Source organism: Stenotrophomonas sp. 01N47 (genome assembly GCF_056399165.1).
The window spans coordinates 427,137-442,335 of record NZ_JBFTQU010000001.1; the positions used below are offsets into that span (position 1 = coordinate 427,137).

The following is a 15,199-nucleotide window of genomic DNA, read 5'->3' on the forward strand; positions in this document are numbered from 1 at the left end:
AGGCGGCGACGCCATCCTTAAATGATAACGGCTCGCATTTGCATTTGATACCCATTCGCTTAACGGGCATGCACCCGCGGGTGCATCACTGCCCTGCGCGTACCGACAGCAGGCCGCGACGCTTGAACCACCATTCCAGCGGCAGGGTCACCAGCGGCGGAATCGCGGCCAGCAAGGCCAGCCCCGTTGCCCACCAGGGCCAGCGCAGGCGCAGCGCCGCAAACAGGGTCACCGCCACGTAGACCATGAACGCCACGCCATGCAGCGGCCCGAACAGCTTCACCAGCGCGACGTTGGCCTGCGGGCCGTACTTGAGCCACATTCCGACCAACAGACCGGCCCAGGTGATGGCCTCGATGAAGGCGACGATCGCGAACAGGCGTCCGGTCGGATGCAGCGGGTTGCGGTGGGTCACGCAAGGCTCCAACAGTGGATATCAAATGCGAATGATACGCAGATGCGAACGATCCGAACACTGAGGGTAGCGCCGGGCCACGCCCGGCGAACGGTAACGCTGTGTCCACCAAGGTGGACACCTACCGAAGCACATCCGGCAGGATCTGCTCCCCGATCTCTCGCAGCACGTCGTCAATCGGCCGGCCGTTGTCGACCAGGTTGAACATCACATGGGCCACGCCCTGCGCGTGCACCCGCAACAGGTAGTCGCGCAGGCCATCGCGGCCCACCTTCAGGCCCAGCGGCAGCGGCTCTGCCGGCGCCGCCGGGTCGGCCTGCAGGTCCAGCAGCATCGACTGCACGAACGGTTTGGGCGTGCCGCCGCGCTGAGCCAGAGCTTGCTGCCACAGCCCGATGCGCCCTTCCTGCGCGGTCTCTTCGCGGTGATAGGTCGCCCAGCCTTCGGCTTCGCGCGCGATCCACTGCAGACTCTGCCGTGCAGTACCGACCACCAGCATCGGAATGCGCGTCGTCGGCGCGGGCAGTACGTCGTATCCACCGGTTGCCTGCAACACTGGCGCACGCTCGGACGGTTCTGGCGACAGCGCCGCACGCAGCAGCGACCAGCGTTCGCGGAAGGTACCTGCCCTGCCCTGCAGATCCTCGCCGAATGCTGCGAATTCCTCAGGTCGATCGCCCGACCCAAGGCCCAGCACGAAGCGCCCACCGCTGATCCGGTCCAGGCTCAACGCCGACTTCGCCACCTGCAGCGGTTGCCGCAATGGCAGCACGATGGCCGCAGTGCCGATCACGATGCGTTCGGTCGCCGCGGCCAGCATGCCCAACCACAGGAACGGATCATCCAGCGCACTGGCAGTCGCATCCGGCCCCTGCGGCACCATCAACGGCACATCGCGGGTCCACAGCGCGGCGAAACCGAGATCATCGGCCAGCCGCGCAATGCGTCGCGCCTCATGTGGAGCGGCCAGGCCGTGTGCGGCCACCGGCGTCATCAGGCCAAGGCTGAGGCCCTGCGTTGGAAACAGACGTGCATGGGCGGGATTGAAATCAGTCATGCCGCCAGCTTAGCGTGGGGCATTGATGTCGTCCCGCCACAGGAAGTACAGCGCATGACCAGGATCCGCCCCGCCCACCTCGATGACCTGCCCGCGATCAGCGCGGTGTGCATGACGGCGTTCACTGCAGCCGTTGCGCCCATGCTCACCGCCGAGGGCATCGCCACGTTCGGCACGGTGGCCGCAGCGTCTGCGTTCGCCGAACGCCTGCAGGGCGACAACGACATCCTCGTGGCTGAACAGGAAGGCCGGGTGGTCGGCGTGGTGGAACTGAAGGCCGGCCAGCATCTGGCAATGCTGTTCGTCGCGCCGGAACTGCAGGGGCAAGGCATTGGTCGTGCCCTGCTGCAGGCGGTCCTGCCGCAGGTGCGTGGTCCGCAGATGACCGTGCGCGCCTCGCTCAACGCCGTGCCCGCCTACGAACACTATGGATTCGTGCTGGATGGTGACGTCGGCCAGTTCAACGGCCTGATCTACCAGCCGCTGGTGCTGACCGTGCCCGCTCCGGTGGCTGCGCCCCTTGGTCCGCACTGATGCCCAGCCCACATGCCGTGCTGCGCGGGCGACATAAGCAAACTGCATCAGCCAGCACCCTGACCGTTCCTACAATGGCCCCATCACCCTGTCCTTCGAGATGCTGCCGATGCGCGTCGCGCTTTCCATGTTGCTGCTGGCCTCGGCCCTGAGCGCCTGCTCCCCCGCTTCCGCTCCGGTGCCGACGGCGCAGGCGGCAGCCACCGCGCCGGCCTCCGCCATCGCCTGGCGCCAGGGCGATGTGGATGATGCCTTCAACGAAGCCGCCGAGAGTGGCAAGCCGGTGCTGCTGTACTGGGGCGCGGTGTGGTGCCCACCGTGCAACCAGCTCAAGGCCGGGCTGTTCAAGGATCCGGCCTTCATCGCCCTGACCGGCAAATTCGTGCCGGTGTACCTGGACGGCGACGAGGAAGGCGCGCAGGCGTGGGGCGAACGCTTCGGCGTGCGCGGCTATCCGACCCTGATCGTGCTCGACCCGCAGCGCAACGAAATCACCCGCGTGGCCGGCGGCAACGACGCGGCCGAACTGACCCGGGCACTGACCGTCGCCGCCAGCCGCCGCAGCGCCGTTGCTGAAACGCTCGCGACCGCGCTGGCCACGCCGGCCAAGCTTGGCGCCGAAGACTGGCAGGTGATGGGTGACTACGGCTGGGAGGTGGATGCCAACCGCCTGGCCGGCAAGCGCAGCACCCAGGACGTGCTGCAGCAGCTTGCCAAGGCCGCACCCGAACCTGCGCTGCAGCGTCGCTTCGGGTTGCTCGCCTTGGCTACAGCCGAGAAACCGACGACAGCGCCCACCCAGGTACGCGAGCTGTTGCAGGCCGTGCTGGCGCAACCGGCGGAAGTACGTCGCAACCGCGAGCTGCTGGGGTATGCCGGCGCCGGGCTGGTCAAGCAGGCCAGCGCCGGTCCGGCCAGCACCAATGCCCTCGGCCAGCAGCTGCTGGTCGCGCTGGAACGTGCCGATACCGCGCGTGGTGATCGCGCTGATGATGCCCTGTCACGTGCGCTGACCGAGCTGGCTCTGGCCCGCCAGCAGCAGCCCGAGGGCGCGCTGCCGGCAGCCCTGGTTGAGCGGGTAAAGCAACGCGTGGCCGCCGCCGATGCCGCCGCCACGGACGCACACGCGCGCCAGGCCACCATCAGCAGCGCCGTCTACGCGCTGCGTAAAGTCGATGACGATGCAGGCGCCGAGACCTTGCTGCTGGCCGAGCTGAAGCGCAGCGAGCAGCCCTATTACTACATGCCGGAGCTGGCCGAACTGGCCGAGCAGCGCGGTGATACCGCCGGCGCCCTGGAATGGTTGAAGCGTGCCTACGAAGGCGCGCAGGGTCCTGCGACGCGCGTGCAGTGGGGCGTGCTGTACGTGGAGGGCCTGCTGCGGCTGGCGCCGGATGATGCACCGCGTATCGAGCAGGCCACCGAGGCGTTGATCGCCGAGCTGGACAAGCAGCCATCCGGCTACCACCAGCGCACGCGTCAGCGCTTCGAGCGGTTGGCGGGGCAGCTGCATGCGTGGAGCGCGAAGCACAAGGGTGCGGACACGCTGGCACGGTTGCAGCAGCGGATGCAGGCGGCCTGTGGTGATCAGGTTGATAGCGGCTGCAAGGAATGGTTGAGCTGACGCCAGACGCAGGATTCGACGGATACAGGTAGTGCCGGCGAGGGTTCTAAAAGCGGGTTCAGTAGTGCCAGCCCATGGCTGGCAGCTCGAAGTACATGAAGCTGCCAGCCATGGGCTGGCACTACTGAAGCTGCGTTGCCCGCTTGACCTCAACCAATGTTGAGGTGCGATAACAGTCTCCCCACGGCCATACCCCTGGCCTTCCCCACGGAGACTGTCTCGATGCCGTACTTGCTTCCCGCCCTCCCCTATGCCTACGACGCCCTCGAGCCGCACTTCGATGCGCGCACGATGGAAATCCATCACAGCAAGCATCACCAGGCCTACGTCAACAACCTCAATGCCGCGCTGGAACAGGCGAGCCTGCCGGCACAACCGGTGGAAACCCTGATCGCCGACCTCGACGCCCTGCCCGAATCGATCCGCGGTGCAGTGCGCAACAACGGCGGCGGCCACGCCAACCACAGCCTGTTCTGGACCGTGCTCAGCGCCAATGGCGGCACCGCCGATGACGAGCTTGCCGCGGCCATCGATCGCGACCTCGGTGGCTACGACGCCTTCAAGGAGGCGTTCAGCAAAGCGGCACAGACCCGTTTCGGTAGTGGCTGGGCGTGGCTCACCGTCGATCACCAAGGCCGCCTGCAGGTCGAAAGCACCGCCAACCAGGACAGCCCGCTGATGGGCGTGGCGGCTGGCGCCTCCGGCAACACCCCGATCCTTGCCCTGGATGTCTGGGAGCACGCCTACTACCTGCATTACCAGAACCGTCGCCCGGACTACATCGGCGCGTTCTTCAACCTCATCAACTGGGCCGAGGTCGGCCGGCGCTACCGCCAGGCCAGGGCAGCATGAACGCGGACTCCGGTGCATACGCCGGGCCGTGGGCGGGGGTGTTCCCCGCTCCGGCACCGGTGCCATCGGTCAGCCTGCCACCGCGTGCGCTGCGGCGGTTGCTCGGCCATTTCCCTACCGGCGTGGCGATCGTCTGCGCCCGCGACGCACAGGGAAAACCGCAGGGGCTGACCATCAACTCGTTCGTGCCGATCTCGCTGCAGCCGCCACTGGTGCTGTGGAACCTCGCCCTGCATGCGCAGAGCCTGTCCACGTTCCAGCGCGCCACCCGCTTCGCGATCAGCGTGCTCGGCGCTGGCCAGGAAGCCCTGGCGCGCCGGTTCGCCGATCCGCAGGTGCGCCATCGATTCACCGATGTGCCCTTGCTGGACGACGGCGAAGATGCGCCACCGCGTATCGCCGGTGCCGTGGTCCACCTCACCTGCACCCGCCACGCGCAGTGGCCGGTCGGCGATCACCTGTTGCTGGCAGGGCGCATTGTCGATGTGCAGGAAGCAGGCGGTGCACCACTGCTGTTCCATCGCGGCCGCTTCCAGGCGGGACCGGTGGAAACCCTGCTGGAGGTGCGCTGATGGACATCAACACGCTGGAGGGGATGCTTGCCGCCGGCAAGGACAGCGCACTGCTGCGCTTCGGCCTGGGCAAGAGCTGGCTCGATGCCGGCGACCCGGTACGCGCAGCCACCCATCTGGGCCGCTGCGTGGTTCTGGACCCGGACTACTCGGCGGCGTGGAAGCTGCTGGGCAAGGCCTGGCTGGCTGGTGGCCAGCCGCAGGCGGCGCGCGAAGCGTGGCAGCGCGGGCTCAGCGTGGCCGGCAGCAAGGGCGACCAGCAGGCCCGCAAGGAAATGCAGGTGTTCCTGCGCAGGCTGGATCGCGATTCGCCTGCGCTGTTGGCGAAGGCCGGCTGAAGACTCAGCCGGCGTTGGCCGACGCCGGTGCCGGCATGATGTCCGGCATCGGCAGGCGGCGCGGCTTGCTCGGGAAGGCGTGGCGCAGGATGCGCCAGACCACCTGGGTGAACTGCCGCGGCAGCGAGCCGTTGTTGTAATGCTGGCCGTAACGACGGCAGATATCCTTCACTTCCTTGGCGATCGCCGCATAGCGGTTGGCCGGCAGATCCGGATAGAAGTGGTGCTCGATCTGGTGGCTGAGGTTGCCCGACAGCACGTTGATCACGAAACCACCGCTGATGTTGGACGAACCGCGCAGCTGGCGCAGGTACCAGTGGCCGCGCGATTCATTGCGCAGGCATTCCTTCGGGAAGGTTTCCGATTCGGCGGTGAAGTGGCCGCAGAAGATGATCACGTAGGTCCAGATGTTGCGCAGGCCGTTGGCCACCATGTTGCCCAGCATCACCGGCAGGAAGAACGGACCGGCCAGCAGCGGGAAGAACACGTAGTCCTTCAGCACCTGGCGGATCATCTTGCGTGCCACCGGACGGGTCTGCAGCCACATCGCACGGCTGCTGATGCGGCCCTTGAACCAGCGCCCCAGGCGCAGGTCCTGCGCCGCCACGCCCCACTGGAACAGCAGCGCGAAGATCGGTGCGATGATCGGCTGCAGCAGGTAGAACGGCTTCCAGCGCTGTTCCGGGAAGATGCGCAGCAGGCCATAGCCGATGTCATCGTCCATGCCACGCACGTTGGTGTAGGTGTGGTGGCGGAAATTATGGGTCTTGCGCCAGTTGTCGGCGGTGGCAACGATGTCCCATTCGTAGGTGTTGCCGTTGAGCTTGGGATCGCCGGTCCAGTCGTACTGGCCGTGCATCACGTTGTGGCCCAGCTCCATGTTTTCCAGGATCTTGGCCAGCGCCAGCAGCAGCGTGCCGGCGATGCAGGCCGGCCACAGCAGCGGCGCCCAGAACAACGGAGAGAACGCGCCCAGGAACAGCAGGCTGCGGCCGAGCACGCCGGACCAGCGCACAGCCGCTGCGACGCGGCGGATGTAACGGGTGTCGGAGGCGCCGAGGCTGCCGATCACACGGTCGCGGATCGCATCGAGTTCCTCACCAAACGTCTGCATCTCGGCAGGGCTCAGGGCACGGTCGGTAGCGCGGGTCATGGCAGCGGAGTCCTCAGAGATCCAGGGTCAGGTCGGTGGTCGGCGCGCTCACGCAGATCCGCACCGGCACGGCCGTTTCGGACTGGGTGTCGCCGGTGCGCAGGTGGCGGGTGGTGCCACTGACGCGTTCACAGGTACAGCTGTTGCAGATGCCCATGCGGCAGCCGTGCTTGGGCGCGATGCCCTGCGCCTCCAGGCTTTCCAGCAGCGAGCGGCCACGCGGCACGATCAGCCGCCGGCCGCTGCGGGCCAGGGTCAATGCGACCTCACCCAGGCTGTCGGCATCACTGAGTGCCGCAGGCGGCGTAAAGGCTTCAGCCTGGAAACCGGCCACCTGCTGCGCCAGCCGCGTGCGCGCAGCGGCAACGAAGCCATCCGGGCCACAGGCCAGCACATGGCGCTGCGCCAGCGGGGTGTCGTCACCGGCAACGGCCAACGTGTGGCTGTCGATGCGCGCGGCCGGCACCTCGCCTTCGCGGGTGGTCAGCAGATGCACGCGCAGGTTCGGGTTCGCTGCGGCCAGCGCCTGCAGTTCATCACGGAACTGGAACGCCGCGGCGCTGCGCTCCCAGTAGAACAGGTCGACCGGCGCCGCCAGCGGGCGCTGGCAGGCGTCGCGCAGCAGGCTGCGCATGGGCGTGATGCCGCTGCCGGCCGCCAGCAGAAGTACCGGCGCTGCGGCGGGCATGTGGAAATCACCGAAGGCCGCATCCAGCCGGAACAGGTCGCCTGGCTTGGCATGCGCTACGAGATGCTGGCTGACCTTGCCGCCTTCCACCGCCTTGACGGTAATGGCCAGCTCACGACGGCCCAGGCGGGTCGGGCTGTAGCTGCGGCGCAATACACGCCCCTCAAGCTCGACGCCCAGGGTGACGTGCTGGCCGGCGCGCATCCCGGCCCAGTGCCGGTTGCAGCGCAGGACCAGGGTGGCGGCGCCCTCGCCGGCCGGCTCGCGCCGCACCAGGCGGGCCATCGGCTCACGCAGGGTCCACAACGGATTCAGCTGGCCCGCCCAGAAGTCGAACAGCGACGGCGACAGCCAGCGGTACGGGGAAAACAGGGAAGGACGGACGACAGCGCTCATGGATGCACTATACGGCCGCACACACATCTGTGTATACATGTGTATATTGCACCGGATTGGGTATGATTCAGCCTTGCCCCTCCGGAAGTACCATGGCCGCCGCCACCGTTCTGTCTCCGCCTGAAGATGCCAGCAGCCCGGCCCGCCGTACGGTGAGCCGCGAAGATCTGCTGGCCGCCGCGTTGAAACTGATCGGCCCGCATCGCAGCCTCTCCACCCTCAGCCTGCGCGAAGTCGCGCGCGAGGCGGGCATCGCACCCAACAGCTTCTACCGCCAGTTCCGCGACATGGACGAACTGGCCGTCGCCTTGATCGACGTGGCTGGGCGCTCGCTGCGCACCATCATCGGCGAAGCCCGCCAGCGCGCTACGTCCAGCGCCACCAGCGTGGTGCGCGTGTCGGTGGAAACCTTCATGGAACAGCTGCGTGCCGACGACAAGCTGCTGCACGTACTGCTGCGCGAAGGCGCGGTCGGCTCTGACGATTTCAAGCACGCGGTCGAACGCGAACTGCACTACTTCGAAGAAGAACTGCAGCATGACCTGGTGCGCCTGGCCGCACTGGATGGCGCGGTGCTGTACAAGCCGGAACTGGTGTCGATGGCGATCACCCGGCTGGTGTTTGCGATGGGCGCTTCGGCCATGGACCAGCCTCCTGAGAACGACCCGGAACTGGTCGACCAGATCTCCACGATGATCCGCATGATCATCGTCGGCGCGCGCACTCCCGCCGCCTTCCGTCGCGGCTGACCCCTTCCGGTGCATGACCACCGGCACGCTTCCGTGCGCATTGTGTAATGTTATAACACTCGAATTCGAGTAAAGACCACGGTCCCGCCGCAAGCTGAAACGGCAATATAGCAATTGCTATATTGATGACCTTCTGCTTTCATGTGCGCCAGCCAGGTCGCCCTCGCCGCCCTCCCTCCCCAAGGACGACGCCCTCATGCGCATTGCTGCCTCCCTTCTCCGCCGGCTGCCGCTGGCTGCCGGTATCGCCGCCGCGCTGCCACTGGCCGCAGTCGCTGCACCGCCGTCACCCACCGAGCTTGACCGTGTGCAGGTGAAAGTCAGCACCGCCACCCGCAGCGAACGCCTGCTGTCGGACGTACCGATCCGCACCGAGGTACTGCGCAAGGAAGACATTGCCCTGCGCGCGGCCACCGACTTCTCCCGCGCGGTCGAGCTGATCAACGGCCTGCGTGTGGAGAGCAACTGCCAGAACTGCAACACCAGCGAAGTGCAGCTGCTGGGCCTTCCCGGTGCCTACAACCAGCTGCTGTTCGATGGCATTCCACTGCTGTCCACGCTGGGCAGTGTGTATGGGCTGGAACAGATTCCCGCCGGCTTCGTCGACCGCATTGAAGTGGTCAAGGGCGGTGGTTCGTCGCTGTACGGGCCGGGCGCTGTAGCCGGTGTCATCAATCTGGTTCCGCCGCTGCCGGCACGCAGCGGCGGCCATGTGCAGGCGGGCGTGGATGTTCTGAAAGGCACGCCGCAGAAGAACGCCGACGTGCGCCTGGATCTGGTCGCCAGCGAGGCCGACGCGGGACTGTCGGTGATCGCCCAGCGCAACTGGAACAGCGGCATCGACTACAACGGCGACGGCTATACCGAGATCACCCGCAAGAACCTCAAGGTCGGTGGCCTGCAGGCCTGGTATGCGCCCACTCCGGGCACGCGCCTGCGGTTGGACCTGCAGGTGACCGATGAGAGCCGTCGCGGTGGCAACCGCCTGGACCAGCCCGAACACCTGGCCAACATCTCCGAATCGCTGGACACGAACTACCGTCGCGGCAGCCTGTCATGGGACCAGGAGGTGAGCGGCAACGTCGACTTCCGCCTGGCCTATGCCTTCGCCGACATCGACCGCGACAGTTTCTATGGCGGACTCGGCGACGTGGTCACCGATCCGTCCGCACCCGGCTACGATCCTTCGCAACTGGACCCGAACGTACCGGGCAGCGCCGCATCACGCTCATGGCGCCAGTACGGGCGCACCCACAACCCGCTGCACTACATCGACAGCCAGTTGAACTGGCGGCTGGGTGCACACACGCTGGCGTTCGGCGTTCAGTACAAGCATGAGGGCCTGCGTGACGACAATCGCGATGGTGCCGGCCAGCGCCTGGCCGTGCTCGAGGATGCAACCTTCCACAACCTCGGCGCGTTCGTGCAGGACGAATGGAGCGTACGCGAGGACGTCGACCTGGTGCTGGGCGCGCGCGTGGACAAGAGTTCGGAACTGGACAGCGCCGTGTTCTCACCGCGCATCGCCCTGGCCTGGCAGGCGACGCCACGGCTGAAATGGCGAGCGGGCATCGCCACCGGCTTCCGTGCGCCGGAAATCTTCGTCGAGGATGTCCACGTCGATACCCTCGGCGGCGAGCAGGTGCGCGTGCGCAACACCCGTGGCCTGAAGGAGGAGCGCGCGCTGACCACCCTGTTCGGGTTCGACTGGCGCTCCGACCCGGCCGACCCGGTATGGAGCTGGGATGCCACCGCGTCCTACGCACGCATCCGCGATACCTTCGCGCTGGGTGAGATCCAGCGCGGCGATGATGGCCAGCTGACGCAGCTGCGCTACAACGCCTCCGGCTCGAACGTGCTGGGCGTGGAAACCAACCTCGGCTGGCAGCCCTCCCCGCAGTGGCGGCTGACTGCCGGCGCATCGTGGTACCGCTCGCAGTTCCGCGAGCCGCAGCGCATCTTCGACGACACCGCCGACGGCGGCGACACCGTCATCGACAGCCGCGACTATCTGAAAACCCCGCGCTGGACCGGCCTGGCGCAACTCAGCTGGATGCCGGCCGAGCCCTGGGAGACGTTCCTGGCGCTGCGCCACACCGGATCGATGCCGGTGCTCAACAACCGGCTGGGCGAGCTGCATCGCACCCGCGCCTTCCTGGTCACCGACCTCGGCGCGCGCTGGCATCGCCATCTGGGTGCCCAGGCACAGCAGGAAGTGTCGGTGGCGGCGGGGGTCAAGAACGTGTTCGACCAGCGGCAGAAGGATCTGGAAAGCGGCGCGCTGCGCGACAGCGATTACGTGTACGGTCCTCGCTTCGCCCGCTCGTGGTACGTCAACCTGCGCTATGCGTTCTAGCTGGCTGCCCGCGCTGTTGCTGGCACTGGCATGGCCGGCAGTGGCTGCCGACCTGCATGCGCAGGTCTCCGCCTCGCTGATGCGGCCTGAGCCACGTGCCCTGCGCCCGATGCAGTGGTCGCCACCGCCAACGCTGATCGCGCTGTACTTCGGCGCCGACTGGTGCGCGCCCTGCCACGCTTTCGTGCCGACCCTGCGCGGCGTGCGCGACGCGCTGCGCGAGGCCGGCGCCGATACCGAAGTGGTGTATGTCAGCCTGGATGAAAGCGAGGCGGCGTTGCGGCGCTACATGCACCTGCAGCAGATGCCGTGGCCGGTGCTGGACCCGCGTCGTGCGCAGCGCATGCCAGCGCTGCAGGCATTGGCGGGCCCGGCCCCGCCCAACCTGGTGCTGATCGATGCGCAGGGCACGGTGCTGGCCAATGGTTGGCAGGGGCGCCATTACCGCGGGCTGCAACCGGTACTGCAGGAATGGTGGAAGCGGGCGTGTGCGCAACAGCAGGCGCACTGCCCCAGTGACGGCATTCAACCCCGGTAGCCCCGGGCCATGCCCGGCGAAATGCGTGAGGCGGCAGCGCGCCCGCCGGGCATGGCCCGGCGCTACCGTTCGGCGGAACCGCCCTCGGCCTTGCGCACGAATGCGTCGAACAGTGCCAGCGTCTGTTCGCTGACGTGGTGCTCGATGCCCTCGGCATCACGTCGCGCGGTATCCGGGTCCACGCCCAGCGCCAGCAGGAAGCGCTCCACGGTCTGGTGGCGCTGGCGGCTGGCATGGGCCAGCGCCTCGCCCTCCGGGGTCAGGAACACGCCGCGGTACGGGCGCTGCACCACCCAGCCATCGCGGGCCAGCCGGCGCAGCATCTTCGCCACGGTCGGCTGGGCCACACCGAGGCGGGTGGCGATGTCGACCTGGCGGGCCTCGCCGCCGTCGGCCAGCAGGTCGGAGATCAGCTCGACATAATCCTCCACCAGCTCCATCCGGTGTGCTTCGCGCACTTGCCGGAAGCTCTCGACCTGGCGCTCGGCCTCGATCAAGGGGGTGCTTTTCAGCGATGTCGAATCGTCCGTCTTGCCCACGCGTGTGCCTGTCCTGCAGTTGTCATCCGGGTGCGAACCTGAATTCTGGACCAGTGACGCAGTAAAGACGATTGTTTCACATTGCTATGCGATATAGCAGTGGCTATATTGGCAGCCATGAACACTGTCGCGCCCACCGACTCTCCGGCCTCCACCGCGGCCAGCCTGGGTGCGCTCAACGCGTCGATCGCCGTACCCGAAAAGGGCCATTGGTGGTTCCGGCTGCTGGCCTTCCTGGGCCCCGGCTACATGGTGTCGGTGGGTTACATGGATCCGGGCAACTGGGCGACCGATCTCGCAGGTGGCTCACGTTTCGGCTATCTGCTGCTGTCGGTCATCCTGATCTCCAACCTGATGGCGGTGATCCTGCAGGCGCTGTCGGCGCGGCTGGGCATCGCCACCGGCATGGACCTGGCGCAGGCCTGCCGTGCGCGCTACCCCAAGCCGGTGAACCTGGCGCTGTGGGCGTTGTGCGAAGCGGCGATCATCGCCTGCGACCTGGCCGAAGTGATCGGCACGGCCATCGCGCTGAAACTGTTGTTCGATCTGCCGCTGCTGTGGGGCGCGGTGATCACCGCGCTGGACACGCTGCTGGTGCTGCTGTTGATGAACCGCGGTTTCCGCGCGCTGGAAGCCTTCGTGATCGCACTGCTGCTGGTGATCTTCGGCTGCTTCATGGTGCAGATCGCGCTGGCCGCGCCGCCGGTGATGCAGGTGCTGGGCGGTTTCATTCCGCGCGCGCAGGTGGTCACCGATCCGCATGCGCTGTACATCGCCATTGGCATCATCGGTGCAACGGTGATGCCGCACAACCTGTACCTGCATTCTTCCATCGTGCAGACCCGTGCCTATCCACGCACCGATGAAGGCCGTCGCAGCGCGCTGCGCTGGGCGGTGACCGACAGCACCTTTGCCTTGACCCTGGCGCTGTTCATCAACGCCAGCATCCTGATCCTGGCAGCGGCGGTATTCCATGCCAACGGCCGCTTTGACGTGGAAGACATCGAGCAGGCGCACCAGTTGCTGGCACCGATGCTGGGCGTCGGCCTGGCCTCGACATTGTTCGCGGTGGCACTGCTCGCCTCCGGCCTGAACTCCACGGTGACCGCGACACTGGCCGGGCAGATCGTGATGGAAGGGTTCCTGCGCCTGCGCCTGCCGCCGTGGCTGCGGCGGCTGATCACCCGCGCGCTGGCGATCATTCCGGTGGTGGTGGTCATCATGCTGTTCGGCGACCAGGGCGCGGTGAAGCTGCTGGTGCTGAGCCAGGTGGTGCTGTCCATGCAGCTGCCCTTCGCGATCATCCCGCTGGTACGCATCGTGACCGACAAGGTGACGATGGGCGCGCTGGTGGCACCGCGCTGGCTGGGCGGCATTGCCTGGGTGATCGCGCTGGTGATCGTGGTGCTGAACGTGAAGCTGCTGGTGGATACGTTCGCAGCCGGTTGATCCGCGCGGTGGGAATCCGCCGGGCATGGCCCGGCGCTACCGCTGGCGACCTGCAGTAGATCCACGCCATGCGTGGATGTGGCATGACCGGCGCTACAGGAACTCCGCGATGGCCGCTTCGATCTGCTGCGGCGATTGGAAACCCGGCATGCGCATGCGCTCGTCACCGTCCAGGAACAGCGACAACGTAGGGGTCTGCCGCAGGCCCAGCTCGCGGAAGAACGCCTCGCCCACCACCTCCAGCTGCACCCGCAGCAGGGTCGTGCCCTGCCCTGCAGTGCCGGTGGCCACCCGCTGCAGCGACATGTCCAGCATCCGGCAGCCCGGGCATTGGTCCTTGTGGAAGTCCACCAGCACGCGTGGATGGTCGGCCAGCAACTGCTGGAACTGCTCAGGCGTGGTGGCGTCGATGATCTGCATCTGTGGTACTCCAGTAGTGATCCAGGACCGCATCGGTCCAGGTATCGATGGCCGCGGCATGCCGCCGGCCATGTGGCATCTGTTCGATCTCCAGCGGCGGGTAACCACTGTGGAAATAGCGGATCAGCCGGTGCACCGCACCGCAGTAGTACTCCTGCCCCCACTGCGTTTCACCGGTGCCGAACACCGCCACCTGCCGCGGCCGCTGGCCGCGCTCGGCGATGCCTGCCACCCAGGCCTTCATCTCCGATGGCGTGCGCCCGGCGTTGTCGGTCCAGCAGCCCAGCAGCACCAGGTCGGCCTCGTCCACCGGCAGCGGCGGGCCCTGGCGCAGGTCGTCGACCTCCTGCCAGTGCACGGCGTGGCCTGCGGCCCGGCAACGCGCGGCGATGTGGCGGCCGAGCTCACGGGTGTTGCCGCTGAGCGAGGCCACCACGATCAGGATGCGCAGCGCCGGGCCGCGCTCAGAGGTCGTCGAAGCCGTTGTCGACGTTGGTCTTCTTGTAGCTTGCATTGCGCATCTCGAAGAAGTCGGTCTTGGTCTCGGTGAAGTTGTCGGCATAGGCCTTGATCCACGGCATCACGTTGTCGGTGGTGTCGCTGTACAGGCGCTCGATGCCGAGCATGCCGGCCATCTTGTTGGCGCGGTACTTTACGTAGCGCACCATCTCGTCCACGTCGATGCCATCGATGCCATCGAGCACCTCCGCCGACCACTGGGTTTCCAGTTCGATGGCATGTTCGAACGACTGGTGCACGTAGGCGGTCAGCTCGTTGGTCTGCAGTTCCGGGTTCTCGCCGATGATGGCGCGGATCAGCTCGCTGATGAACTTGGTGTGGGCCAGTTCGTCACGGTTGATGAAGCTGATGATCTTGCCGGTGCCGTTCATGCGGTTCTGCCGCACCATATTGTAGAAGTACGCGAAACCAGAATAGAAGTTGATGCCTTCCAGGATCGAGGATTGGATCAACGACTTCAGCAGGGTTTCGGCGGTCTTCTCGCGCATGAAGTCGTCGTAGGCCCCCATGATCGGCGCGTTGCGCTTGATGATGGTCGGGTGGGTACGGGCGATCTCGAAGATGCGGTTCTGGTTCGGCAGGTCGGTGATCGAAGCCAGCACGTAGCTGTAGCTCTCGTTGTGGATCACTTCCTGCTGGCCGATGATCGCTGCGTTGGCGTGCGCGGCCGGGTCGGTGATGTACTCGGCGACGTTGTAGATGAAACGCGTCTGCGGCGAATCAAGAGTAGCCAGCAGGCCGATGATGGAATCGTAGGCGTTCTTCTCGCGCGCGTTGAGCTCGCCGTACTGGCGTGCATCCACCTTCATGTCCACCTCGTCGGGGATCCAGAAGTTGGTCGACAGCTCCTTGTAGGCGCGATAGAACGACGGGTAGGGAATGTCGTTCCAGTTCAGGATGCCGCTGGTGCGGCCGTTGATGATGCCGGTGCTGCGGTTGGGGTGGCGCGGTTCCAGGATCTTGATGCGGTCGAGGGGTGTTGCCATGGTTTTCTGCCTTC

Annotated in this window: 17 protein-coding genes; 9 read left to right on the forward strand and 8 right to left on the reverse strand. The window is 66.6% G+C overall.

What is annotated here, in order from left to right; genetic code table 11:
• Window positions 1-85 precede the first annotated feature (85 nt).
• Window positions 86-415 carry a DUF3817 domain-containing protein gene (locus AC1DKR_RS01920; RefSeq protein WP_312787966.1) on the reverse strand — a complete coding sequence of 110 codons (330 nt, stop codon included), beginning with the start codon at window positions 413-415 and terminating at the stop codon, window positions 86-88.
• 121 nt (window positions 416-536) lie between these two features.
• A complete protein-coding gene (locus tag AC1DKR_RS01925) occupies window positions 537-1,472 on the reverse strand; it encodes a TIGR03571 family LLM class oxidoreductase (RefSeq protein ID WP_394197556.1) in 936 nt (311 codons plus the stop codon).
• A 54-nt stretch (window positions 1,473-1,526) separates the two neighbouring features.
• On the opposite strand from AC1DKR_RS01925, the gene AC1DKR_RS01930 reads away from it, so the two are divergent.
• From AC1DKR_RS01930 to AC1DKR_RS01950, 5 genes are all read left to right on the forward strand, one after another.
• Complete coding sequence (locus AC1DKR_RS01930) at window positions 1,527-2,006, forward strand: GNAT family N-acetyltransferase (RefSeq protein ID WP_478030770.1); 480 nt, start codon at window positions 1,527-1,529, stop codon at window positions 2,004-2,006.
• Between the two features lie 100 nt (window positions 2,007-2,106).
• Window positions 2,107-3,630, forward strand: coding sequence for a thioredoxin family protein (locus AC1DKR_RS01935; RefSeq protein ID WP_478030772.1), 1,524 nt, complete (start codon window positions 2,107-2,109; stop codon window positions 3,628-3,630).
• 222 nt (window positions 3,631-3,852) lie between these two features.
• Window positions 3,853-4,482: a superoxide dismutase gene (locus AC1DKR_RS01940; protein ID WP_478030774.1), complete on the forward strand. Its 630-nt coding sequence runs from the start codon at window positions 3,853-3,855 to the stop codon at window positions 4,480-4,482.
• Window positions 4,479-5,054, forward strand: a complete 576-nt coding sequence (locus AC1DKR_RS01945; protein ID WP_032975319.1) for a flavin reductase family protein — start codon at window positions 4,479-4,481, stop codon at window positions 5,052-5,054. Before AC1DKR_RS01940 ends, AC1DKR_RS01945 begins: the two co-directional genes overlap by 4 nt.
• Window positions 5,054-5,392, forward strand: coding sequence for a tetratricopeptide repeat protein (locus AC1DKR_RS01950; protein ID WP_478030776.1), 339 nt, complete (start codon window positions 5,054-5,056; stop codon window positions 5,390-5,392). Before AC1DKR_RS01945 ends, AC1DKR_RS01950 begins: the two co-directional genes overlap by 1 nt.
• 4 nt (window positions 5,393-5,396) lie before the next feature.
• Here the strand turns inward: AC1DKR_RS01950 and AC1DKR_RS01955 are convergent, their stop codons facing one another.
• Both AC1DKR_RS01955 and AC1DKR_RS01960 read right to left on the reverse strand, forming a co-directional pair.
• On the reverse strand, window positions 5,397-6,545 hold the full coding sequence (locus AC1DKR_RS01955; protein ID WP_100465628.1) for a fatty acid desaturase family protein: 1,149 nt from the start codon (window positions 6,543-6,545) through the stop codon (window positions 5,397-5,399).
• A 13-nt stretch (window positions 6,546-6,558) separates the two neighbouring features.
• Window positions 6,559-7,629, reverse strand: coding sequence for a ferredoxin reductase (locus AC1DKR_RS01960; RefSeq protein WP_051584920.1), 1,071 nt, complete (start codon window positions 7,627-7,629; stop codon window positions 6,559-6,561).
• 92 nt (window positions 7,630-7,721) lie between these two features.
• On the opposite strand from AC1DKR_RS01960, the gene fabR reads away from it, so the two are divergent.
• From fabR to AC1DKR_RS01975, 3 genes are all read left to right on the forward strand, one after another.
• The gene (fabR, locus tag AC1DKR_RS01965; protein WP_312787736.1) at window positions 7,722-8,378 is read left to right on the forward strand and encodes an HTH-type transcriptional repressor FabR; all 657 of its coding nucleotides are present in this window, start codon (window positions 7,722-7,724) and stop codon (window positions 8,376-8,378) included.
• A 196-nt stretch (window positions 8,379-8,574) separates the two neighbouring features.
• Window positions 8,575-10,734, forward strand: a complete 2,160-nt coding sequence (locus AC1DKR_RS01970) for a TonB-dependent receptor plug domain-containing protein (protein ID WP_312787738.1) — start codon at window positions 8,575-8,577, stop codon at window positions 10,732-10,734.
• Entirely contained in the window at window positions 10,724-11,272 is a 549-nt protein-coding gene (locus AC1DKR_RS01975) for a thioredoxin-like domain-containing protein (protein ID WP_154880672.1), read from the forward strand. Before AC1DKR_RS01970 ends, AC1DKR_RS01975 begins: the two co-directional genes overlap by 11 nt.
• Before the next feature lie 62 nt (window positions 11,273-11,334).
• Here AC1DKR_RS01975 and mntR read toward each other — a convergent pair whose 3' ends face one another.
• Complete coding sequence (gene mntR, locus AC1DKR_RS01980) at window positions 11,335-11,811, reverse strand: manganese-binding transcriptional regulator MntR (RefSeq protein WP_025878571.1); 477 nt, start codon at window positions 11,809-11,811, stop codon at window positions 11,335-11,337.
• Window positions 11,812-11,928: 117 nt separating this feature from the next.
• Here mntR and AC1DKR_RS01985 point away from each other — a divergent pair, with 117 nt between their 5' ends.
• Window positions 11,929-13,260, forward strand: a complete 1,332-nt coding sequence (locus AC1DKR_RS01985; protein ID WP_025878570.1) for an Nramp family divalent metal transporter — start codon at window positions 11,929-11,931, stop codon at window positions 13,258-13,260.
• A gap of 93 nt (window positions 13,261-13,353) precedes the next feature.
• On the opposite strand, the gene AC1DKR_RS01990 is transcribed toward AC1DKR_RS01985, so the two are convergent.
• The 3 genes from AC1DKR_RS01990 to AC1DKR_RS02000 are packed head-to-tail and all read right to left on the reverse strand — an operon-like array spanning window position 13,354 to window position 15,185.
• Window positions 13,354-13,680, reverse strand: a complete 327-nt coding sequence (locus AC1DKR_RS01990; RefSeq protein ID WP_033831324.1) for a thioredoxin family protein — start codon at window positions 13,678-13,680, stop codon at window positions 13,354-13,356.
• Complete coding sequence (locus AC1DKR_RS01995) at window positions 13,652-14,131, reverse strand: flavodoxin (protein ID WP_478031200.1); 480 nt, start codon at window positions 14,129-14,131, stop codon at window positions 13,652-13,654. The genes AC1DKR_RS01990 and AC1DKR_RS01995 overlap by 29 nt, the downstream gene beginning before the upstream one ends.
• A 13-nt stretch (window positions 14,132-14,144) precedes the next feature.
• A complete protein-coding gene (locus AC1DKR_RS02000) occupies window positions 14,145-15,185 on the reverse strand; it encodes a ribonucleotide-diphosphate reductase subunit beta (RefSeq protein WP_025878567.1) in 1,041 nt (346 codons plus the stop codon).
• Window positions 15,186-15,199 lie beyond the last annotated feature (14 nt).

What these genes read in the sequence shown, in the direction of transcription:
- AC1DKR_RS01935 (WP_478030772.1), top strand. Translation starts at nt 2,107, where the DNA reads ATGCTGCCGATGCGCGTCGCGCTTTCCATGTTGCTGCTGGCCTCGGCC.
- AC1DKR_RS01960 (WP_051584920.1), bottom strand. Translation starts at nt 7,629, where the DNA reads ATGAGCGCTGTCGTCCGTCCTTCCCTGTTTTCCCCGTACCGCTGGCTG.
- AC1DKR_RS01970 (WP_312787738.1), top strand. Translation starts at nt 8,575, where the DNA reads ATGCGCATTGCTGCCTCCCTTCTCCGCCGGCTGCCGCTGGCTGCCGGT.
- AC1DKR_RS01940 (WP_478030774.1), top strand. Translation starts at nt 3,853, where the DNA reads ATGCCGTACTTGCTTCCCGCCCTCCCCTATGCCTACGACGCCCTCGAG.
- AC1DKR_RS02000 (WP_025878567.1), bottom strand. Translation starts at nt 15,185, where the DNA reads ATGGCAACACCCCTCGACCGCATCAAGATCCTGGAACCGCGCCACCCC.
- AC1DKR_RS01945 (WP_032975319.1), top strand. Translation starts at nt 4,479, where the DNA reads ATGAACGCGGACTCCGGTGCATACGCCGGGCCGTGGGCGGGGGTGTTC.
- fabR (WP_312787736.1), top strand. Translation starts at nt 7,722, where the DNA reads ATGGCCGCCGCCACCGTTCTGTCTCCGCCTGAAGATGCCAGCAGCCCG.
- AC1DKR_RS01950 (WP_478030776.1), top strand. Translation starts at nt 5,054, where the DNA reads ATGGACATCAACACGCTGGAGGGGATGCTTGCCGCCGGCAAGGACAGC.
- AC1DKR_RS01955 (WP_100465628.1), bottom strand. Translation starts at nt 6,545, where the DNA reads ATGACCCGCGCTACCGACCGTGCCCTGAGCCCTGCCGAGATGCAGACG.
- AC1DKR_RS01990 (WP_033831324.1), bottom strand. Translation starts at nt 13,680, where the DNA reads ATGCAGATCATCGACGCCACCACGCCTGAGCAGTTCCAGCAGTTGCTG.
- AC1DKR_RS01975 (WP_154880672.1), top strand. Translation starts at nt 10,724, where the DNA reads ATGCGTTCTAGCTGGCTGCCCGCGCTGTTGCTGGCACTGGCATGGCCG.
- AC1DKR_RS01925 (WP_394197556.1), bottom strand. Translation starts at nt 1,472, where the DNA reads ATGACTGATTTCAATCCCGCCCATGCACGTCTGTTTCCAACGCAGGGC.
- AC1DKR_RS01985 (WP_025878570.1), top strand. Translation starts at nt 11,929, where the DNA reads ATGAACACTGTCGCGCCCACCGACTCTCCGGCCTCCACCGCGGCCAGC.
- AC1DKR_RS01930 (WP_478030770.1), top strand. Translation starts at nt 1,527, where the DNA reads ATGACCAGGATCCGCCCCGCCCACCTCGATGACCTGCCCGCGATCAGC.